Raw genomic sequence first — 20,939 nt, 5'->3', positions numbered from 1 at the left:
CGTGCAGCCGCCTGAAGCCGCCGGCACCGTGCGCGGGGTTCTGGCCACCGTGCCGGTGCTGGCCTCGCTGCACCTGGCGGAGACCCTGCAGTTCTACGTCGAGCGGCTGGGGTTCACCGCACTGCTGGAGATGGATAACTACCTGATCCTGCAGCGCGATGGCTGCGAGCTGCACTTCTGGCCCTGCACCGATCGCCACATAGCAGAAAACACTTCGTGCTACGTGCGTGCAGACACCGGGTTGCTGCACGCGGATTTCACGGCACGCGGCCTGCAACTGGCACCTCCCACTGTCCAGCCCTGGGGCATGAAGGAGATGTATGTCATCGACCCCCATGGCAACCTGCTGAAATTTGGTGAACCCGCATGAGCGCACCCTCGTCTACCCTCGCCCCCTGGCCCTACCCCCGCTGGATCGCCCACCGCGGTGCGGGCAAGCTGGCCCCTGAGAACACCTTGGCCGCCTTCCGGCTGGGTGCCCAGTACGGCTACCGCATGTTCGAGTGCGACGCCAAGCTCAGCAGCGACGGCGTGCCTTTTCTGATGCACGACGCCACGCTGGAGCGCACGACCAACGGCCACGGCACCGGCGGCGACCGGCCCTGGACCCAGCTTGCCCAGCTGGATGCAGGTGGCTGGCATTCCCGCAGCTACGCGGGCGAGCCCCTTCCCACACTGGAGAACCTGGCGCGCTACTGCATTGCCAACGGGTTTTTCCTGAACATCGAGATCAAGCCCACACCAGGCCAGGAAGAAGTTACCGGCCGCGTGGTGGGCGAATACGCCGCACGGCTATGGCAAGGGCAGGCCGTGCCGCCCTTGTTCTCGTCGTTCAAGCCCGAGGCGCTGGCGGGCGCCATGGCCACCGCGCCCCACCTGCCCCGCGCGCTGCTCATCGACGCGCTGTGGGACGGATGCTTTGACAAGGCGCAGGCGCTCGGCTGTGTGGCCATCGTGTGCAACCACGCGCTGTGGGACCCGGCCCTGGTGGCGCAAGTCCACGGCATGGGCATGCGCACGCTGAGCTACACGGTGAACGACGACTGGGCGGCGCAGCGCCTCATCGCGCTGGGCACGGACGGCATCATCACCGACCGCGTGGATTTCTTCTCGCCCGCCACGCCATAACGCGCACCTTCCAACCAACACCGCCCCAAGCCAGCGCCACCGTGGACCGGGTTTGCCGGGCCACCGGTGGAGTCCCCCTGCAGGGGGAAGGCGCGCAGCGCCTCAGGGGGTCAATCGAGTTTCGCGCCAGACTTCTTGACGGCGTCGGCCCAGCGGGGCATCTCCGAGGCCAGGAACTTGGCAAAGTCGTCCGCGCCCAGAAACGCCGGATCCGCCCCCTGGCTCACCATGCGATTGCGCACATCGGGCATCTGCAACACCTGGCCAAAGGCGTCACTGAGCTTGTTGACCACGTCCTTGGGCGTGCCTGCAGGGGCCAGAAAGCCATAGAAGCCCACCACCTCAAAGCCCTTGATGCCGCTCTCGATCACCGTGGGCACTTCGGGCAGCGCGGGGTTGCGCTCCTTGCTGGTCACGGCCAGGGCACGTACCTTGCCCTGCTTGTGGTACGACGCGGCCTGCGGAATGCTCTCGGCCATGAACTGCACCTGCCCGCCCATGAGGTCGGTGAATGCCGGCGCGCTGCCCCGGTAGGGGATGTGCACCATGAACAGGCCCGTGGCGGTCTTGAACATCTCGGGCACCAGGTGGCTGATGCCGCCATTGCCCGCAGAGCCAAAGTTGACCTGACCAGGCCGCGACTTGGCATAGGCCATGAACTCCTGCAGATTCTTGGCGGGCACGCTGGTGTTGACCAGCAAGGCCAGCGGCTGCATGGCCGTACGCGCCACGGGCACAAAGTCCTTGAGGGTGGCATAGGGCAGGCGGCTGTACAGCGCGGGGTTGATGACCATCACCCCCGTATTGGCCAGCATGATGGTGTGGCCGTCAGGGGACGCTTTCATCACCTCCTGCGCGCCCACGGTGCCACCGGCACCGGCCTTGTAGTCCATCACCACGGGCTGGCCCAGAACGGTCTGCAGTTTGTCGGACAGCAGGCGCGCATGCTGGTCCAGCGGCCCGCCGGCAGGGAAGCCCACCACGATACGGATGGGCTTGGACGGAAACGCCTGCGCTTGCACGGCGGCAGCAAAGGCCAGGCCTGCGGCCAGGGTGATGCAGGTACGCAGCAGCTTCATGGGGTTGTCTCCAGCATTGGTTGCGGGTGTACGGGGGTGTTCGCTAGTTCCGTCAGAGCGGGCCATGGCAACCGTCCTGGAAGGTGTAAAGAGGCTATCAGACACCAGGGCGCGACAGCCCTCAAGATCACCTCTCGCAAACCCTCAAAACACGTGACGGCTTGCTGAAAGCTTCAAGCCTTCCAGCCCCGCACCAGCACCCACTGGCAAGTGGCGCAGGCCACCACCAGCGCGGCATAGATGAGCATCTTGCCGTCACGTCCCCACAGCACCAGCCCTGCCGCGAGCACCGCCACCCCCACGGCAAACAGAATCACCCACCGCAGCCACACAGACATCGCAGAGGCACTGCGGGAGCCCACCAGACGGCCCGAAAGCACCAACACCAGCGCCATGGCGGCAGCGGGTGCGACAAAGTTGAGGAGGTGGTTGACGATGTCCAGCGGACCCATGGAATTGACCCAAATCAAGGCTTGAACAAGCAAGGCCGCCTGTTCGGGCCAACAATTTTATAATTGCAGCTTATGGCAGTCTGGGCCCTCGGCATCAACCACACCACCGCGCCGCTCGATCTGCGCGGCCGGTTTGCGTTTGCGCTCGATCAGATCGCCCCCACGCTGCACGGTTTGCGCCAGTCGCTGGGCAACTCTGGCGGAGCTGCCAGCCGCCACCCCGGGGTGGAAACCGCCATCATCTCCACCTGCAATCGCACCGAAATTTACTGTGCCGGCGACCAGCCCGCAGTGGACCACACGCTGGGCTGGCTGGCCCACAGCGGCGGCGTGAGCCCCGCGCTGCTGCGCTCGCACTCCTACACGCTGGAAGACAGCCTCGTCGCACGCCACGCCTTCCGCGTGGCCAGCGGGCTCGATTCCATGGTGCTGGGCGAGGCCCAGATCCTGGGCCAGATGAAAGACGCGGTGCGCGCCGCGGAGACGGCCGGCGCTTTAGGCACCACGCTCAACCAGCTGTTCCAGCGCAGCTTTGCCGTGGCCAAGGAGGTGCGTACCAGCACCGAGATCGGCGCACACAGCATCAGCATGGCCGCCGCCGCCGTGCGCCTGGCCAGCCAGCTGTTTGAAGACCTCTCCAAGATCCGCGTGCTGTTCGTCGGCGCGGGCGAGATGATCGAGCTGTGCGCCACGCACTTCGCCGCCAAGAACCCCAAGCAGATCGCCATTGCCAACCGCACGCTGGAACGCGGCGAAAAGCTCGCCACCCGCTTTGGCGGCGAGGTAATGCGCCTGGCCGACCTGCCCGAGCGCCTGCACGAGTTCGACGCCGTCATCAGCTGCACCGCGAGCAGCCTGCCCATCATCGGCCTGGGTGCCGTGGAGCGCGCACTCAAGAAGCGCCGCCACCGCCCCATGTTCATGGTCGATCTGGCCGTGCCGCGCGACATCGAGCCCGAGGTCAAGGCCCTGGGCGACGTGTACCTGTACACCGTGGACGACCTGGCCACCGTGGTGCAAACCGCGCAGGCCAACCGCCAGGCTGCCGTGGCGCAGGCCGAGGCCATCATCGACGCGGGCGTGCAAAGCTTCATGCACTGGATGGAGCTGCGCAGCCCCGCAGCCGCCGAGGGTGGCGTGGTGCCGCTGATCCAGCAGCTCAACGCCCAGACGGACGAGTGGCGCGCGCTGGAAATCGCCCGTGCCAAGAAGCTGCTGGCCAAGGGCGAGGACGTGGACGCCGTGCTCGAAGCCCTGTCGCGCGGCCTCACGCAGAAGATGCTGCACGGCACCCTGGCCGAACTGCGCGCGGGCGACGCCGAGATGCGCGCCCAGACGGCCCAGACCGTCTCGCGCCTGTTCCTGCGCTCGCAAAGCAAGACGCCCCACAACAACGGCCTGTAGCGGCGCTCGCCCGCTCCACAGCCGTTCCGATTTGAGCCAAATCGGCCCCAGGCGCATGATTTACATGCGCCACCAGCTACCAAATTTGTAGCAAATCCTTTTTTCAAAATTCCATGAAACCCTTTCTCCGAAGCCAGCTGGAGCGCTACGCACAGCGCCTGGGCGAACTCGACTTCCTGCTCTCGCGCGAAGACATCATGAGCGACATGGCGCAGTACCGGCGCATCTCCGTCGAGCATGCCGAGGTCACGCAGGTCGCTGGCCGCTACGCCCGCTACCAGCAGCGCGAGGCCGACCTGGCGGGTGCGCGCGAGATGATGGCCGACCCCGACATGGCCGAGATGGCACAAGAAGAAATCACCAGTGCCGAGGCCGAGCTGCTGCAACTGGAAGACGAACTGCAGCGCCTGCTTTTACCGAAGGACCCCGACGACGCGCGCAACGCGTTTGTGGAAATCCGTGCGGGCACGGGTGGTGACGAATCCGCCCTGTTCGCAGGCGACCTCACGCGCATGTACACACGCTACGCCGCCAACGTGGGCTGGAAGGTGGAGGTGGTGAGCGAGAACGCGGCCGAGCTCGGCGGCTACAAGGAAATCGTGCTGCGCATAGAGGGTGACCATGTTTACGGGGCTCTCAAATTCGAATCCGGCGGCCACCGCGTGCAGCGCGTGCCCGCCACCGAGACCCAAGGCCGCATCCATACCAGCGCCTGCACCGTGGCCGTGATGCCCGAGCCCGACGAGCACGAGGCCATCAAGCTCAACCCGGCAGACCTGCGCATCGACACCTTTCGCGCCAGCGGCGCCGGTGGCCAGCACATCAACAAGACCGACTCGGCCGTGCGCGTGGTGCACTTGCCCACCGGCATCGTGGCCGAATGCCAGGACGGCCGCAGCCAGCACAGCAACAAGGCCAAGGCGCTGCAGGTGCTGCAGGCCCGCATTCAAGAGAAAGAACGCAGCGAACGCGCCGCCAAGGAGGCCGCTCTGCGCAAGGGCCTGATCGGCAGCGGCGACCGCAGCGACCGCATCCGCACCTACAACTTCCCGCAGGGGCGCCTGACCGACCACCGCATCAACCTCACGCTGTACAAGCTGCTGGCCGTGATGGAAGGCGACCTGGGCGATGTGCTGCAGGCCCTGGCCCATGCGCGCGAGGCCGAGCAGCTTGAAGAGCTGGAAATGGGCTCCAACGGTTAAGCACAGCGAAATATGAGTCAAACTGGCTGATAGTGCATGATTCATATGCCTTTGCAGCTATCAAAATAATAGTGAACAACACCGCCTCCCCCACCCTTGCCCAGGCCTTGGCGCAAGCCCACACCCTGGGCCTGCAACGCATCGACGCGCAACTGCTGCTGCTGCATGCCGTGGGCCGCCCTGATGCAGGCCGTGCCTGGCTGCTGGCGCACGATACCGACGCACTGGACGAGACCACACACACCCAGTTCATTGTCCTGTGCCAGCGCCGCGTGGCGGGCGAGCCCGTGGCCTACCTCACCGGCCGCAAGGAGTTCTACGGCCTGCCGCTGCAGGTGGACGCGCGCGTGCTGGACCCGCGCCCTGACACCGAAACGCTGGTGGACTGGGCGCTGGAGGTGATCGCCCCGCTGACATCACCGCGCGTGGTGGACCTGGGCACCGGCAGCGGCGCCATTGCGTTGGCACTGCAAAGCCAGCGCGCCGACGCCCAGGTGCTGGCGGTGGATGCCAGTGCCGATGCACTGGCCGTTGCACAAGCCAACGCAGCGCGGCTGGGCCTGCCCGTGCAGTTTCAGCAGGCCAACTGGCTGGTGGGAGTGGAGGGGCCATTCGACGCCATCGTCTCCAACCCGCCCTACATCGCCAGCGCCGACCCGCACCTGGCCGCGCTGACGCACGAGCCCCTGCAAGCCCTGGCCAGCGGAGCGGACGGCCTCGAAGACATCCGCGCCATCGTCTCCCAGGCGCCCGCCCACCTGCGGCCGGGCGGCTGGCTGCTGCTGGAGCATGGCTACGACCAGGCAGACGCCGTGCAGGCGCTGCTTGCCGCCCAGGGCTTTGTGCGGGTACAAAGCCGCAATGACCTTGCCGACATCGCACGCTGCACAGGCGGGCAATGGCCGACAGTGAAATAATCCCTCCATCGCGGGCCCTCAGCATCCATTCGCCCGCAGCCTCTTTCAAGGAGTTTTCCCATGAGCGACACCCAACAACGCATCGACGGCCTCGTCAAATCCAGCGACATCCTGCTGTTCATGAAGGGCAGCGCCAGCTTCCCCATGTGTGGTTTCTCCGGCCGCGCCATCCAGATCCTCAAGGCCTGTGGCGTGGACCCGAAGAGCGTGGTCACCGTCAACGTGCTCGAAGACGACGAAATTCGCCAGGGCATCAAGGAATACAGCAACTGGCCCACGATCCCGCAGCTGTATGTGAAGGGCGAGTTCATCGGCGGCTCGGACATCATGATGGAGATGTATGAGTCGGGCGAACTCAAGCAAGTGCTGGGCACCGAGGGCTGATCGAAGCGACCATTGCCTCACCCGCCATCAGGCCGCCTTCGGGCGGCCTTTTTGTTTGCCCGCAACAGAGGCACCAATCAGGGGCTTTTCCGATGGAGCAGCGGGCATGTTGTGTGCTTGAATGATTGCGTGACGTAACCCTCACAGGAGCATGCAATGACCAGCCATAGCCTTGTTCCCCAGCCACCTGCCCTGCGCTTGCCGGTGGCCCAGATGCGCAATGTGTTCCACCCGGGCGATGTCGAGCGCAAGCTCGCTCGCCTGCAGGAGTCCGGCAACCAGAGGGAATACGAAACCCTGCGCACCGTGTACGAGCGCATGCTGGAGCGCGGCCCGGAGCGTTTTCAGGTCAAGCCCTCGGGCATCCCCGACATGGCCAGCCTGTACGAGCAGTTGCCCAACTTCACCGAGGTGCTGGACGACGTGAAGCGCCACGTGGCGCTGGCGCAGGACAGCAGCGATGGCCTGGAGGTCACACCCATGCTGCTGCTGGGCCCGCCCGGCATCGGCAAGACCCACTTCGCACGCCACCTGGCCGAGCTGCTGGGCACGGGCATGAACCTTCTGCCCATGAGTTCCATGACCGCAGGCTGGCTGCTGTCGGGCTCGTCGGCGCAGTGGAAGGGCGCGCGCCCTGGCAAGGTCTTTGAGGCGCTGGTGGAGGGCGAATATGCCAACCCGGTCATCGTGGTGGACGAGATCGACAAGGCCAGCAGCGATGCGCAGTACGACCCGCTGGGTGCGCTGTACAGCTTGCTGGAGTACGACACCGCCCAGAGCTTTACCGATGAGTTTGCCGAGGTGGCCATCGACGCGAGCCAGGTCATCTGGATTACCACCGCCAACGACACACGCGGCATTCCCGATCCCATCCTGAACCGCATGAACGTGTTCGAGGTGGAGGCGCCCACGCTGGAGCAGGCCCGCACCATTGCGCGCAACCTGTACCAGGGCATCCGCGCGGGGCACGACTGGGGCCGCCTGCTGGACCCGGAGCCGACGGACGACGTGCTGGACCACCTGGCACAGATGCCCCCGCGCGAAATGCGGCGGGCGCTGATGACGGGTTTCGGCAATGCGCGGCTGGACCGCCGGTCCACGGTGGAGATCACCGACCTGCCGAAGGCCACCACGGGGCGCAGCCGGATTGGCTTTGTGCAGTAGTAGCGCGATGCAGTCGGCCGCACTGTAGCGCCACCCGCCCCCTGCCACACCATGCAGTGGCATGGTGCGGCAGGTGGCATGCGTCACAAGGCGCGCCAGCGGGCCCGTGTGCAAGGTGCCCAGATACACTTGGTGGCCCGGTGTACCGCTGTACTCCGGTTCCGCCTTCGTCCCATGACCCTGTCCCAAAGCCTCTTCGTGATCGGGCTGCTGATTGCAGCCAGCGCCTTTTTCTCCATGGCCGAGATTTCGCTCGCGGCCGCCCGCCGCCTGCGCCTGCGCCAGATGGCCGATGAAGGCGACGCGCGTGCGGACCGGGTGCTGCGCATGCAGGAGCAGCCGGGCGACTACTTCACGGTGGTGCAGGTAGGGCAGAACGCCGTGGCCATCCTGGGCGGTATCGTGGGCGAAGGTGCGCTGAGCCCGCATTTCAGCGAGCTGTTTGCGCTGTGGATGTCGGGGCCCACGGCCGAGCGGGCGGGGTTCCTGGCGTCTTTCCTCATCATTACCTCGCTGTTCATCCTGTTTGCCGATCTGTTCCCCAAACGCCTGGGCATGGCAGAGCCCGAGCGGCTGGTGGTGCGGCTGGCACAGCCCATGGCCTGGTGCATGACGCTGTTGCGGCCGCTGGTGTGGTTCTACAGTCGGGGGGCCGACGCGCTGTTCCGCCTGTTGGGGTTGTCCTCACTGCGCGATGACCGCATCACGTCAGACGATATCCTGGCCATGATGGAGGCAGGCGCGCGTGCCGGGGTGCTGGCGGCGCGCGAGCAGCAGGTCATCACCAACGTGTTTGAGTTGGACACGCGCACAGTATCCAGCGCCATGTCGCCGCGCGACCGCATTGCATTTTTTCTGCGCGACGAGCCCGACTCGGTCATCCGCCTGCGCATCGCTGCCGAGCCGTTTTCGACCTACCCGGTGTGCGAAGGCGACATCGACCACGTGGTGGGCTATGTGGATGCCAAGGATCTGTTCCAGCGCGTGCTGAACAACCAGCCGATTTCGCTGGCCGACGACAGCCTGGTGCGCAAGGTGCTGATCGTGCCCGACCGGCTGACCCTGTCGGAGGTGCTGGAGCAGTTCCGCCAAGTCCACGAGGACTTTGCCGTCATCGTGAACGAGTACAGCCTGGTGGTCGGTGTGGTCACGCTCAACGATGTCATGAGCACCGTGATGGGTGACCTGGTGGGCCCGGCGGACGAAGAGCAGATCGTGCGACGGGATGAGAACTCCTGGCTCATCGATGGGGTCACCCCCATTGAGGATGTGCTGCACGCCCTGTCGCTGGACGAGCTGCCGCACACCGGCGAGTACGAAACCCTGGCGGGCTTCCTGATGGTGATGCTGCGCCGCGTGCCACGCCGTACTGACAGCGTGAGCTGGGGCGGCTACAAGTTTGAGGTGCTGGACGTGGACAGCTACCGCATCGATCAGGTCATGGTCTCCAGGCTGGGCGGAGCCCCTGGTGCATCGGCCCCGAGCCCGTCAGCACCGACGGGAACCGCCGTGGAGTGACCAAGGCGCGGCCCGTGTCACCGCCGCGCTGATCGCTCTACGCGGCCGGCGACTGTGGCCGATCGGCAAAAAGCCACTTGCGCTGCGCTCCAAAGACCGCATCCGGGTAAGGCGACCGGCCGCGGCTGCCGTTGTAGCGGCCCAGGGCCATGAACAAATCGCCCTGCTCACGATCGATGTAGTGACGCAGGATGACGCAGCCAAAACGCAGGTTGGTCTGCATGTGAAACAGCTTACCCGGGTCGCCATCGCCAATCACGCGCGTCCAGAAAGGCATGACCTGCATATAGCCCCGCGCTCCAACGCTGGACACGGCAAATTTGCGGAACCCACTTTCTACCTGGATCAGCCCCAGGACCAAGGACACATCGAGCCCGGCGCGCTTGGATTCGTACCAGACCGTCTGCAGGAAGTCGCGGCGTACTTCCAGGTCCGGTTTGCGCGGGCGCAGGCGATCACTCTGCGTGCCCAGCCACCGCAGGTAGTGCAGGCGCGCTTCGGTGGTAAAAAACTCCGGCTCGGGCGGCGCCTGGTTGGCAATGGCAGAGCTGAGTGCGGTGCGCACCGAGTCCATCAGGGGCTCCTCCAGCTGCCCGCCAGCGTACGCCACCTGCGGAGCGCCCAGCCAGGCGGCGGGCGCTGCCAGCGAAGCCAGCGACACCAGGCAGCCGCGCCGCGACAGCCCCGCGGGGCTGCCCGAGGCCGCGGCCGACGGAGCGATGGAGGAGGCGCCGCTCATGCTCATACGGCCATGCGGCCCTTCACATGGGCCAGGATGTCGGCCACGGCCACCTTGGTGGCGGCGGTGTCACGGCGGTGCTGGTACTCGACAACGCCCTCTTTCAAGCTCTTGTCGCCAATCGTCACGCGGTGTGGCACGCCGATCAGTTCCCAGTCGGCAAACATCGCTCCGGGGCGCTCGCCACGGTCGTCCAGGATCACGTCCACGCCCGCGGCCAGCAGGTCGGCATACAGTTGCTCGGCCGTGGCTTTGACGGCCTCGCTGCGGTCCATGCCCACGGGGCAGACCACCACGGTGAACGGCGCAATCGCGTCCGGCCAGATGATGCCGCGCTCGTCGTGGTTTTGTTCAATGGCGGCAGCGGGCAGGCGCGTCACGCCAATGCCGTAGCAGCCCATCTCGAAGAATGCCGGCTTGCCGTCGTCGCCCAGGAAGGTCGCGTTCATGCCCTTGCTGTACTTGGTGCCCAGGTAGAACACATGGCCCACTTCGATACCGCGCTCGATCGCCAGCTCGCCCTTGCCGTCGGGGGAGCGGTCGCCCGCCACCACGTTGCGCAGGTCGGCCACCATGTCGGGCTCCGGCAGGTCGCGGCCCCAGTTGACGCCGGTGATGTGAAAGTCCACCTCGTTGGCGCCGCAGATCCAGTCGGCCATCACAGCGACTTCGCGGTCTGCCACGATCTTCAAAGGCTTCTTCAGGCCGATGGGACCCAGGTAACCCGGCTTGCAGCCAAAGTGGTCCTCAATTTCGCCCAGCGTCGCGAAGCGGAAGCCCGCCAGTCCGGGCACCTTGCCAACCTTGATCTCGTTCATGTCGTGGTCGCCGCGCAGCAGCAGCAGCCACACCTGGGTCTTGACGATCTCACCCGCTTCGTTGGTTTCGTCCGTGGCCAGCACCAGTGACTTGACCGTGGTGTTCAGCGGAACACCCAGCAGTTCTGCCACATCGGCACAGGTGCTCTTGCCTGGGGTGGCTGTTTTGGTCAGCGCCTGGGTGGCTGCGCCGCGTGGTCCGGTGGGGGCCAGCGCCTCCGCCTTTTCCATATTGGCGGCGTAGTCGCTCTGCGGGCAGTAGACGATGGCGTCTTCGCCCGTAGCGGCAATCACCTGGAACTCTTCCGACAGGTCCCCCCCGATGGCGCCGCTGTCAGCGGCGACGGCACGGTAGGTCAGGCCGAAGCGGTCAAAGATCCGCCGATAGGCAGCAGCCATCACCTGGTAGCTGGCCTTGGCGGCCACTTGGTCGCGGTCAAAGCTGTAGGCATCCTTCATGATGAACTCACGTCCGCGCATGAGGCCAAAACGGGGGCGGCGCTCGTCGCGGAACTTGGTCTGAATCTGGTAGAAGTTCTTCGGCAGCTGCTTGTAACTCTTGAGCTCTTGACGGGCGATGTCAGTGATCACTTCTTCGCTGGTCGGCTGCACCACGAAGTCGCGCCCATGGCGGTCCTGGATGCGCAGCAACTCGGGGCCCATCTTGTCGAAACGGCCCGTTTCCTGCCACAGCTCAGCGGGTTGCACCACGGGCATGGTGAGCTCCACGGCACCTGCACGGTTCATTTCCTCGCGCACGATGGCTTCCACCTTGCGGATCACCCGCAGCCCCATGGGCATGTAGTTATAGATGCCAGCGCCCAGCTTCTTGATCAGCCCGGCCCGCGTCATGAGTTTGTGGCTGACCACTTCGGCGTCCGCCGGAGCTTCCTTGAGGGTGGAAATGAAGAATTGGGAGGCTTTCATCGGGAGTCGATTGCAGGCAGAACGGGGCCGTCCACTTGCTGCGCGCTAGGCGCCGTGCATAATGGACACAGTTTAAAAATTTGGGGTTTGATTATGCTTGACCGGGACGGCTTTCGGCCGAACGTCGGCATCATCCTGCTCAACCAGAAAAACCAGGTGTTTTGGGGCAAGCGTATACGCACCCACAGCTGGCAGTTCCCGCAGGGTGGCATTGACCGGGGCGAGACCCCCGAGCAAGCCATGTTCCGCGAGCTGCATGAGGAGGTGGGATTATTGCCCAACCACGTTCGCGTGGTGGCCCGCACCCGGGACTGGTTGCGCTATGAGGTGCCTGACCGGTACATCCGCCGCGATGCGCGCGGCCACTACAAGGGCCAGAAGCAGATCTGGTACCTATTGCAATTGATGGGGCACGACTGGGATCTGAACCTGCGTGCGACCAATCACCCGGAGTTTGACGCTTGGCGGTGGAACGACTACTGGGTTCCACTGGATGTGGTGGTCGAGTTCAAGCGCGGTGTCTATGAGATGGCGCTCACTGAACTGGCCCGCTATCTGCCGCGACACGAGCAGCGCAACCGCTATTTGCGCAGCGGTTTACGCACCCGCGAGGGTGAGCATGCAGGCGTCGCCAACATGTTCCGCACAGGCTCCATGCTGGTGAACCCTGGCATGGAACTCCCCCCAGGCGCCAGTTTTGATCCCGATCCTCAAAACAGCATGCCGGGAGAACTCGACGGCATGCCATCGGTATCAGACACACCGCGCTGACCCTGGCATCGCACCATGAAAAACGCCTGCATCTGCAGGCGTTTTGTTTTGATGGGCGAATCCGCTCAGTCCTGAATCGACAAGGATTGATGCGCGCACCCAGTCTCTATGCGCCTTGCGCCAACACGAGATTGTCTCGGTGCACCATTTCCGGCTCAGCCATGTAGCCCAGCAGTTTCTCAAACTCCGTCGACGGCTTGCGGCACAGAAGGCGGGCTTCCGCCGCTGCATAGTTGGCCAAGCCACGTGCAATCTCTGCACCAGACCCGTCGCGCACGGCAATCACGTCGCCGCGCGAAAAGTCCCCCTCCACCGCCGTCATGCCGATGGGCAGCAGGCTTTTGCCTTCGTCGCGCACCTTGGCGGCAGCCCCAGCGTCCACCACCACAGAGCCACGCAGTTGCAAATGGTCCGCCATCCACTGCTTGCGAGCCTGCTTTTTCTGTGTCTGGGCAACCAGCAACGTACCCAACGCCTCACCACTCACCAAACGGACCAATACGTCGGATTCGCGCCCCCAGGCGATCACGGTCGATGCGCCAGAGCCTGCAGCGCGCTTGGCCGCCAGAATCTTGGTAATCATGCCGCCTTTGCCAATGCTGGAGCCCGCGCCGCCCGCCATCGCTTCCAGAGCAAGATCACCCGCTTTGGCCTCATGCACAAACTGCGCAGACGGATCACGGCGTGGGTCGGCGGTGTAGAGCCCCTTCTGGTCTGTGAGGATGATCAGGGCATCGGCTTCCACGAGGTTGGCCACCAGCGCACCCAGCGTGTCGTTGTCGCCAAACTTGATCTCGTCATTGACCACCGTGTCGTTTTCGTTGATCACCGGCACAACACCCAAACGCAGCAGCGTGAGCAAGGTGGAGCGCGCATTGAGATAGCGCTCACGGTCCGCCAGATCGGCATGGGTGAGCAGCACCTGCGCGCTGCCCATCCCCTGCTCGCGCAGCTTGGTTTCGTACATCTGCGCCAGCCCCATCTGCCCCACCGCTGCAGCAGCCTGCAGTTCGTGGATTTCCTGGGGTCTTGTGGTCCAGCCCAGGCGCTTCATGCCTTCGGCAATGGCACCGCTGGACACCATCACCACCTCGCGTGGGGCACCCCCAACACCGCGCACCAGCGCGGCCAGTTGGCGACTCCACTCACCGATGGCGGTTTCATCCAGTCCACGCCCTTCGTTGGTCACAAGGCTGGAGCCCACCTTCACCACGATGCGGCGGGCATCTCTCAATACGCTGGAAACCATTTTGATGTCTTTGATGCCGATAGCGCTACTGCTTGATACCTGAGTAGCTATTAAAAATGTAGCAATTCCTATCCTCTGAGCGCCGACGCGTCAGGCTGGCGCATCGCCGGCGAAACGGGGATCCACCTCCACCGGCTCGTTCTCCGTGCGCTGCTCGGACTGCACATGGCGGAAGATGGCGTGAATCAGCGGCTCGCAGCCCTCACGCGTGAGGGCCGAGATCTCAAACACCGGCCCCTTCCATTTGAAGCGCTTCACAAAATCCTTCACGCGCGCCTCACGCTCATCAGCGGGAACCATGTCCAGCTTGTTCAGCACCAGCCAACGCGGCTTGTTGTAAAGCTGCTGGTCGTATTTCTTGAGCTCGTTCACGATGGCCTTGGCCTGAGCCACCGGGTCCACAGCATCGTCAAACGGTGCCAAGTCCACGATGTGCAACAGCAAACGCGTGCGTTGCAGATGGCGCAGGAACTGGTGGCCCAAGCCAGCGCCCTCAGAAGCTCCCTCGATCAGACCGGGGATGTCGGCTACAACAAAGCTCTGCTCAGGCCCCACCCGCACGACGCCCAGGTTGGGGTGCAGCGTGGTGAACGGGTAATCCGCAATCTTCGGTCGCGCATTGGACACCGCCGTGATGAAGGTGGATTTGCCGGCGTTGGGCATGCCCAGCAGGCCCACATCGGCCAGAACCTTCAGCTCCAGCTTCAAATTCTTTTTCTCGCCCGGCCAGCCCGGCGTTTTTTGACGCGGGGCCCGGTTGATCGCGCTCTTGAAACGCATGTTGCCGAAGCCGCCATCACCGCCTTTGGCGATGGTGATGACCTCGCCCGGGGTCAGCAGCTCATACAGAACTTCACCCGTCTCGGCGTCGGTGATGATGGTCCCAACCGGCATCTTGAGTGTGATGTCCGTACCCGCCGCGCCGAACATATCGGAGCCCATGCCATGCTCACCGCGTTTGGCCTCGTGACGGCGCGAGTAGCGATAGTCCACCAGGGTATTCAGGTTGGGATCGGCCACAGCAAACACATGCCCCCCGCGCCCACCGTCACCACCATTGGGACCGCCGAACTCCTTGTATTTTTCGTGCCGGAACGACACGCAGCCATTGCCACCATCACCTGCGGCAATGTCAATAAAGGCTTCGTCGACGAACTTCATGGGGTATCCAGTTTACAAAAGAGGCCGTACTGTCGGCTGCTGGCCAATTGTGGCGGAACAGCAGGGGCCATTCCAGGCACCACAGGCCAAAGGCGCACCAGCGACGCGTGCAGACCAAACAACAAAGCCCCGGCAAAGCGGGGCTTCGATGGTTGCCGGAGGAGCGATCCTCAGGCGGGAGTCACATTGACCGTGGACTTGGACAATGCACCCTTGGTACCGAACGACACGTGGCCGTCCACCAGGGCAAACAAGGTGTGATCCTTGCCAACGCCGACATTGGTGCCGGGGTGAAAACGTGTGCCACGCTGGCGCACGATGATCGAACCAGCGCTGATCAGCTCACCACCGAAGGCCTTGACACCCAACATCTTTGGCTTGGAGTCACGCCCGTTTCGCGTAGAGCCGCCGCCTTTTTTCTGTGCCATGACTAGCTCCTTCGATTAAGCAGCAATCGCACCGATTTGCAGCTCAGTGAACTGCTGGCGATGGCCTTGGCGTTTTTGATAGTGCTTGCGACGGCGCATCTTGAAGATGTGCACTTTGTCGTGCTTGCCGTGGGCCACGACAGTGGCTTTCACGGTTGCGCCGGACACCAGGGGCGTACCAACCTTCAGTTCAGCGCCGTTGCCGACAGCCAGAACCTGGTCGATCACAATTTCCTGGCCTACGTCCGCAGCAATCTGTTCTACTTTAATTTTTTCGCCGGAAGCAACGCGATACTGCTTGCCGCCGGTTTTTATGACCGCGTACATGTTGACCTCTTGATATGAGTTCTGCAGACGAATTTCCGCAGAGCCCGAGAGTATAACGCATCTGGCATCACCTCGCCAGCCCCACGCGCATCAGTCAATTCGGCGTGACCAGCACGCCACCGTCCTCGTCAGCCATGTAGCGGGCCTTCCTATAATTCGGGCACTTTCTGTGACCACCATCTTGACTGACCATACCGCCCCCGCAGCTTCCCCCCTCACGCTCGTTGCACAAGACATGCACGAGGTCGACAAGGTCATCGGTCAGCGCCTGACATCGAGCGTCCCCTTGGTGGCCCAGATCTCGCAATACATCATTGCAGCTGGCGGCAAGCGTCTGCGCCCCGCTCTGCTGCTGATGGTGTGCGGAGCCTTGGGCTACCGTGGCACACATCGTTACAGCCTTGCGGCAGTGGTCGAGTTGATTCACACCGCAACACTGCTGCATGACGATGTGGTGGATGCATCCACCCTGCGCCGCGGCCGCCCCACAGCCAACGAAACCTTTGGCAACCCTGCCAGCGTTCTGGTGGGCGACTTTCTGCACACCCGGTCATTTCAGATGATGGTCGAGGCTGGAAGCATGCGCATCATGGAAATCCTCTCCGAGGCTACGAACGTGATTGCAGAAGGCGAAGTGCTCCAGCTGATGAACATGCACGACGCCTCACTGGATGAAGCGGGCTATCTGCGTGTCATCCGCTCCAAAACAGCCAAACTTTTTGAAGCCAGCGCCCGCCTCGGCGCCGTTCTGGCCAACAGCCCCCCCGATGTGGAAGAGGCATGCGCAACTTATGGACAGGCACTGGGTACCGCATTCCAGATCATTGACGATGTGCTGGACTACGACGGCGACACTGCGGAGATGGGCAAAAATCTGGGTGACGACTTGAGAGAAGGCAAATCCACCCTCCCCCTGATCGCCGCCATGGAACGAGGCACCCCGAGCCAGGCGGAAATCGTTCGCCAAGCCATCGAACAAGGTTCGACCGAACGATTAGAAGAAGTCGTGGGCATCGTCCGCTCGACAGGCGCCCTGGACGCTACCCGCGCCGCAGCCTTCGCTGAAGCGCACCGCGCCATGGCTGCCGCCCGACGATTACCCGCAAATGCCTATTCGGAGGGTTTGCTAGAATTGGCAGCCCAATTGCTGGGGCGGCGAAATTGAAAGAGGCACTAGATCACTCGCGAGTGCTTCTACAAGCTGCGGGGTGTAGCTTAGCCTGGTAGAGCGCTACGTTCGGGACGTAGAGGCCGGAGGTTCGAATCCTCTCACCCCGACCATATATCGCAGTATGGTCCCATACCAAAATCCCACTTGTTTGTGGCGCCGTTGCCAATATGCGCCGCTGTACAGCCCGTGGTTGATCGGTGATGATAGGATGGTTTCTTTTCCACACCTAACACATTCTCGGTTACATGGCCGCTGTTGATACTGCCCTCAAAGAAGCCTCTGCAGTAGCCCTGCCCGGGCTCGGCCGCGCCCTGATGTCTGCGGGCAAACTGACCCAAAAGTCAGCAGAAGACATTTACAAAAAATCACAAATAAGCCGAACTAGTTTCATTGCCGAGCTGACGGGCTCTGGAGCTGTTTCTGCAGCGGATCTGGCGCACACGGTATCTGCAGTTTTCGGCGCACCACTGCTCGACTTGGACGCCATTGATCCTTTGCGTCTGCCAAAGGAGCTCCTGGATAACAAGATATGTCAAGCATATCGCGTGGTCGTCCTGAGCAAGCGTAACAACCGGCTGATCGTCGCAACGGCTGATCCGACTGACCAGGAAGCTGCAGAGAAAATCAAATTCACCACCCAAATGGGTGTGGATTGGATTATTGCGGAATATGACAAACTCAGCCGACTCGTAGAAGCCACCACCAAATCCGCCAGCGAATCGATGGATACGCTAATCAGCGGAGGAGGAGACTTCGCTTTTGACGATGTTGCTATTGAAGATGCGCCTGAAGAAGCGGATACAGGAACAACGGAAGTTGAAGATGCGCCGATCGTCAAGTTCCTGCACAAAATGCTGCTCGACGCCTTCAATATGCGCGCCTCCGATTTGCATTTTGAGCCTTACGAACACCAATACCGCGTCCGTTTCCGTATTGACGGAGAGTTGCGCGAAATAGCCTCACCACCGATCGCGATCAAGGACAAGCTCGCGTCTCGTATCAAGGTGATTTCGCGCCTGGATATTTCCGAGAAGCGTGTGCCTCAGGACGGTCGCATGAAGCTCAAGGTGGGGCCGGATCGCGTGATCGATTTTCGGGTAAGCACTTTGCCCACCCTGTTTGGCGAGAAAATTGTGATCCGTATTTTGGATCCGAGCAGCGCCAAGCTTGGGATCGATGCTCTTGGCTATGAACCCGTGGAGAAGGAACGATTGCTCCAGGCGATTGGTCGTCCTTACGGAATGATTCTGGTCACAGGCCCTACGGGCTCTGGCAAGACGGTGTCCTTGTACACCTGTCTGAATCTGCTGAACAAGCCGGGGGTCAATATCGCAACCGCCGAAGACCCTTCTGAAATCAATTTGCCTGGCGTCAATCAGGTGAACGTGAATGAAAAAGCCGGTATGACCTTTGCTGTGGCACTGAAGTCGTTTCTGCGTCAGGATCCCGACATCATCATGGTGGGTGAAATCCGGGATCTGGAAACTGCAGATATTTCCATCAAGGCGGCGCAGACAGGTCACCTTGTGCTTTCCACGCTGCACACGAACGACGCGCCCACGACGCTCACGCGGATGCGCAATATGGGTATAGCGCCGTTCAACATCGCTTCCAGCGTGATTTTGATCACGGCGCAACGTTTGGCGCGTCGATTGTGCCCCGTATGCAAGGTTCCCGCCGATATCCCCCATGAGACTTTGGTGGAGGCGGGATACGAAGAACACGAGATTGACGGTTCCTGGGTGACCTATCGTCCCGTAGGATGCTCGGCCTGCAATAACGGCTACAAGGGCCGACTCGGCATCTATCAAGTAATGCCCATTTCCGAGGAGATCCAGCGCATCATTTTGCGCGACGGGAGCGCACTGGAGATTGCAGAGCAGGCACGCGCCGAGGGTGTTCGTTCGCTGCGCGAATCCGGGCTCTATAAAGCCAAATTGGGCCTGACTTCTCTTGAGGAAGTTCTGGCCGTCACCAACGAATAGCATCCACGGACGAGGGCACCATGGCGACCGCAGCATCAACCAAAGATATCAAGGATTTTGTCTTCGAGTGGGAGGGCAAGGACCGCAACGGAAAGATCGTTCGTGGCGAAATCCGCGCGGTCGGAGAAAACCAGGTGCAGGCAACGCTGCGTCGCCAAGGGGTTTTCCCCACCAAAATCAAGAAGCGCCGTATGCGTTCGGGCAAAAAAATCAAGCCCAAGGACATTGCGCTGTTTACCCGCCAGCTGGCAACCATGATGAAGGCTGGCGTACCTCTCTTGCAGTCCTTCGACATTGTGGGTCGAGGCAATACCAATGCCAGCGTCACCAAGCTGCTCAATGACATCCGGTCCGATATCGAGACAGGGACATCGCTCAACGGGGCTTTCAGAAAGTACCCGATGTACTTTGACAGTCTCTACTGCAACTTGGTAGAGGCGGGCGAGGCTGCGGGTATTTTGGAAGCCCTGCTGGATCGGCTGGCTACGTACATGGAGAAAACCGAGGCGATCAAATCGAAGATCAAGTCGGCCCTGATGTACCCCATTTCCGTGGTGATTGTGGCTTTCGTGGTGGTGACGGTCATCATGATCTTCGTGATTCCAGCGTTCAAGGAGGTTTTCACGTCTTTCGGAGCCGATCTCCCGGCCCCCACATTGTTTGTAATGGCCATCAGCGAAGTATTTGTCAAATGGTGGTGGCTGATATTTGGCGTCCTCGGCGGAGGCTTTTTCTTTTTCATGCAGGCATGGCGCCGCAATGAAAAGATGCAGATGTTCATGGACCGGCTTCTCTTGAGGATTCCGGTGTTTGGTGCCTTGATCGACAAATCCTGTGTCGCGCGCTGGACCCGTACGTTGTCCACCATGTTCGCCGCGGGCGTGCCGCTAGTGGAGGCGCTTGACTCGGTGGGTGGAGCCGCCGGTAACTCGGTGTACTCTTTGGCCACAGATAAGATCCAGCAGGAAGTTTCTACGGGTACCAGCCTCACCGCTGCAATGGGCAACGCTAACGTATTCCCCTCCATGGTGCTGCAGATGTGCGCGATTGGCGAAGAATCCGGCTCTATCGACCACATGCTTGGCAAGGCTGCAGACTTCTATGAAGCCGAGGTGGATGACATGGTGGCTGGCCTGTCCAGCCTGATGGAGCCCATCATCATCGTGTTTCTGGGTACGCTCATCGGCGGTATCGTGGTATCTATGTACCTTCCCATCTTCAAGCTCGGGCAGGTCGTGTAATGGTGTTGGACGCGTGGTGGGACGCCGTTTTCGGCGGCGTGATTGGGTTGCTTTTTGGCAGTTTTCTGAATGTAGTTATTTACCGCCTTCCCAAAATGATGGAGAGGCAATGGGCGGCAGAGCTTGCACAAGTCGAGGCATCCAACCAGGACAAAGAGCTGCCCGAGGATACGCAGCCCACCTTTAACCTCATGACACCTCGGTCCCGCTGTCCGGCTTGTGGGCATGTAGTGCGGTGGCATGAAAACATTCCTGTCTTAAGTTACCTGCTTTTGAGCGGACGGTGCTCGTCCTGCAAAACACGCATCAGCCCTCGCTACCCGACGGTCGAACTGGCAACGGGAGCGCTGTTCTTTTTCTGTATCCACCGCTGGGGCGCGACGCCTGCTGGGTTGGCATGGTGCGGCTTTTCGGCGGCCCTGATTGCTCTGGCGTTCATTGACTGGGACACCACGCTTTTGCCCGATGACATCACCTTGCCTTTGCTCTGGGCAGGGTTGCTGGCGTCTGCCCTGCAATGGACGAACGTACCGTTATTTGCTTCCGTCGTGGGCGCTGCGGCAGGATACCTGTCGCTCTGGCTGGTCTACTGGGGCTTCAAATTGGCGACAGGCAAAGAAGGCATGGGCTACGGCGACTTCAAGTTGTTTGCCGCATTGGGCGCATGGTTTGGCTGGCAGGCGCTGGTGCCGATCATTTTGATGTCTTCGGTGATTGGCGCCATCATCGGGATCGCAATGAAGATTTTCAGCAGCTTGCGCGAGGGTGGCTACATTCCGTTCGGCCCCTTCCTGGTGGGTGCAGGGCTCACCGCGATGGTGTTCGGCCCCAACGCCATTTTGGGTACAGTGCTCGGTCTTCTGGGGCTCTGACG

At 62.2% G+C, this 20,939-nt stretch carries 21 protein-coding genes and 1 tRNA gene; 14 read left to right on the top strand and 8 right to left on the bottom strand.

The annotated features are described in order from the left end of the window. Nucleotide 1 precedes the first annotated feature (1 nt). Nucleotides 2–370: a VOC family protein gene (locus ASD75_RS18310; protein WP_082565085.1), complete on the top strand. Its 369-nt coding sequence runs from the start codon at nt 2–4 to the stop codon at nt 368–370. Beyond that, nucleotides 367–1,128: a glycerophosphodiester phosphodiesterase gene (gene ugpQ, locus ASD75_RS18305; protein WP_056747286.1), complete on the top strand. Its 762-nt coding sequence runs from the start codon at nt 367–369 to the stop codon at nt 1,126–1,128. The genes ASD75_RS18310 and ugpQ overlap by 4 nt, the downstream gene beginning before the upstream one ends. A 110-nt stretch (nt 1,129–1,238) precedes the next feature. Here the strand turns inward: ugpQ and ASD75_RS18300 are convergent, their stop codons facing one another. Together ASD75_RS18300 and ASD75_RS18295 are read right to left on the bottom strand one after the other, a co-directional pair. Next, nucleotides 1,239–2,207, bottom strand: coding sequence for a tripartite tricarboxylate transporter substrate binding protein (locus tag ASD75_RS18300; protein ID WP_056747285.1), 969 nt, complete (start codon nt 2,205–2,207; stop codon nt 1,239–1,241). Nucleotides 2,208–2,380: 173 nt separating this feature from the next. Next, nucleotides 2,381–2,659, bottom strand: coding sequence for a hypothetical protein (locus ASD75_RS18295; protein ID WP_056747284.1), 279 nt, complete (start codon nt 2,657–2,659; stop codon nt 2,381–2,383). A 72-nt stretch (nt 2,660–2,731) separates the two neighbouring features. On the opposite strand from ASD75_RS18295, the gene hemA reads away from it, so the two are divergent. From hemA to ASD75_RS18265, 6 genes are all read left to right on the top strand, one after another. Continuing rightward, nucleotides 2,732–4,063, top strand: coding sequence for a glutamyl-tRNA reductase (hemA, locus tag ASD75_RS18290; protein ID WP_056060348.1), 1,332 nt, complete (start codon nt 2,732–2,734; stop codon nt 4,061–4,063). Nucleotides 4,064–4,176: 113 nt separating this feature from the next. Beyond that, nucleotides 4,177–5,265, top strand: coding sequence for a peptide chain release factor 1 (gene prfA, locus ASD75_RS18285; protein ID WP_056747283.1), 1,089 nt, complete (start codon nt 4,177–4,179; stop codon nt 5,263–5,265). Between the two features lie 71 nt (nt 5,266–5,336). After that, nucleotides 5,337–6,182 carry a peptide chain release factor N(5)-glutamine methyltransferase gene (gene prmC / locus ASD75_RS18280; RefSeq protein WP_056747282.1) on the top strand — a complete coding sequence of 282 codons (846 nt, stop codon included), beginning with the start codon at nt 5,337–5,339 and terminating at the stop codon, nt 6,180–6,182. Nucleotides 6,183–6,242: 60 nt separating this feature from the next. Next, a complete protein-coding gene (gene grxD / locus ASD75_RS18275; protein WP_056060339.1) occupies nt 6,243–6,566 on the top strand; it encodes a Grx4 family monothiol glutaredoxin in 324 nt (107 codons plus the stop codon). 156 nt (nt 6,567–6,722) lie between these two features. After that, complete coding sequence (locus ASD75_RS18270; RefSeq protein ID WP_056747281.1) at nt 6,723–7,730, top strand: AAA family ATPase; 1,008 nt, start codon at nt 6,723–6,725, stop codon at nt 7,728–7,730. A gap of 174 nt (nt 7,731–7,904) precedes the next feature. Continuing rightward, a complete protein-coding gene (locus tag ASD75_RS18265; RefSeq protein ID WP_056060334.1) occupies nt 7,905–9,248 on the top strand; it encodes a hemolysin family protein in 1,344 nt (447 codons plus the stop codon). 37 nt (nt 9,249–9,285) lie between these two features. On the opposite strand, the gene ASD75_RS18260 is transcribed toward ASD75_RS18265, so the two are convergent. Together ASD75_RS18260 and ASD75_RS18255 are read right to left on the bottom strand one after the other, a co-directional pair. After that, a complete protein-coding gene (locus tag ASD75_RS18260; protein ID WP_082565084.1) occupies nt 9,286–9,993 on the bottom strand; it encodes a lytic transglycosylase domain-containing protein in 708 nt (235 codons plus the stop codon). Continuing rightward, the gene (locus ASD75_RS18255; RefSeq protein WP_056747279.1) at nt 9,990–11,732 is read right to left on the bottom strand and encodes a proline--tRNA ligase; all 1,743 of its coding nucleotides are present in this window, start codon (nt 11,730–11,732) and stop codon (nt 9,990–9,992) included. The genes ASD75_RS18260 and ASD75_RS18255 overlap by 4 nt, the downstream gene beginning before the upstream one ends. A 93-nt stretch (nt 11,733–11,825) precedes the next feature. Here ASD75_RS18255 and ASD75_RS18250 point away from each other — a divergent pair, with 93 nt between their 5' ends. Then, complete coding sequence (locus tag ASD75_RS18250; protein ID WP_056060325.1) at nt 11,826–12,503, top strand: RNA pyrophosphohydrolase; 678 nt, start codon at nt 11,826–11,828, stop codon at nt 12,501–12,503. Between the two features lie 106 nt (nt 12,504–12,609). Here ASD75_RS18250 and proB read toward each other — a convergent pair whose 3' ends face one another. The 4 genes from proB to rplU form a co-directional block, all read right to left on the bottom strand. After that, the gene (proB, locus tag ASD75_RS18245) at nt 12,610–13,752 is read right to left on the bottom strand and encodes a glutamate 5-kinase (RefSeq protein WP_056060322.1); all 1,143 of its coding nucleotides are present in this window, start codon (nt 13,750–13,752) and stop codon (nt 12,610–12,612) included. Between the two features lie 90 nt (nt 13,753–13,842). Beyond that, nucleotides 13,843–14,913 carry an Obg family GTPase CgtA gene (gene cgtA, locus ASD75_RS18240; protein WP_056747278.1) on the bottom strand — a complete coding sequence of 357 codons (1,071 nt, stop codon included), beginning with the start codon at nt 14,911–14,913 and terminating at the stop codon, nt 13,843–13,845. 170 nt (nt 14,914–15,083) lie between these two features. Beyond that, complete coding sequence (gene rpmA / locus ASD75_RS18235; protein WP_005794180.1) at nt 15,084–15,341, bottom strand: 50S ribosomal protein L27; 258 nt, start codon at nt 15,339–15,341, stop codon at nt 15,084–15,086. A gap of 15 nt (nt 15,342–15,356) precedes the next feature. Continuing rightward, nucleotides 15,357–15,668 carry a 50S ribosomal protein L21 gene (rplU, locus tag ASD75_RS18230; RefSeq protein ID WP_005794184.1) on the bottom strand — a complete coding sequence of 104 codons (312 nt, stop codon included), beginning with the start codon at nt 15,666–15,668 and terminating at the stop codon, nt 15,357–15,359. Nucleotides 15,669–15,903: 235 nt separating this feature from the next. Between rplU and ASD75_RS18225 the strand changes: the two genes are divergently transcribed. The 5 genes from ASD75_RS18225 (at nt 15,904) to ASD75_RS18205 (ending at nt 20,937) form a co-directional block, all read left to right on the top strand. After that, complete coding sequence (locus ASD75_RS18225) at nt 15,904–16,833, top strand: polyprenyl synthetase family protein (RefSeq protein WP_056747277.1); 930 nt, start codon at nt 15,904–15,906, stop codon at nt 16,831–16,833. A 39-nt stretch (nt 16,834–16,872) separates the two neighbouring features. Further along, a tRNA-Pro gene (locus tag ASD75_RS18220) sits at nt 16,873–16,949 on the top strand. 135 nt (nt 16,950–17,084) lie between these two features. Further along, entirely contained in the window at nt 17,085–18,824 is a 1,740-nt protein-coding gene (gene pilB / locus ASD75_RS18215; protein ID WP_056747276.1) for a type IV-A pilus assembly ATPase PilB, read from the top strand. A 20-nt stretch (nt 18,825–18,844) separates the two neighbouring features. Then, complete coding sequence (locus ASD75_RS18210; protein WP_056747275.1) at nt 18,845–20,065, top strand: type II secretion system F family protein; 1,221 nt, start codon at nt 18,845–18,847, stop codon at nt 20,063–20,065. Further along, nucleotides 20,065–20,937: an A24 family peptidase gene (locus ASD75_RS18205; RefSeq protein ID WP_056747274.1), complete on the top strand. Its 873-nt coding sequence runs from the start codon at nt 20,065–20,067 to the stop codon at nt 20,935–20,937. The genes ASD75_RS18210 and ASD75_RS18205 overlap by 1 nt, the downstream gene beginning before the upstream one ends. Nucleotides 20,938–20,939 lie beyond the last annotated feature (2 nt).

This window comes from Acidovorax sp. Root568, assembly GCF_001427445.1.
GTDB lineage: Bacteria > Pseudomonadota > Gammaproteobacteria > Burkholderiales > Burkholderiaceae_C > Acidovorax > Acidovorax delafieldii.
Note: the sequence above shows the minus strand (reverse complement) of the source record. Positions and strands in the feature narration are given on the sequence as shown.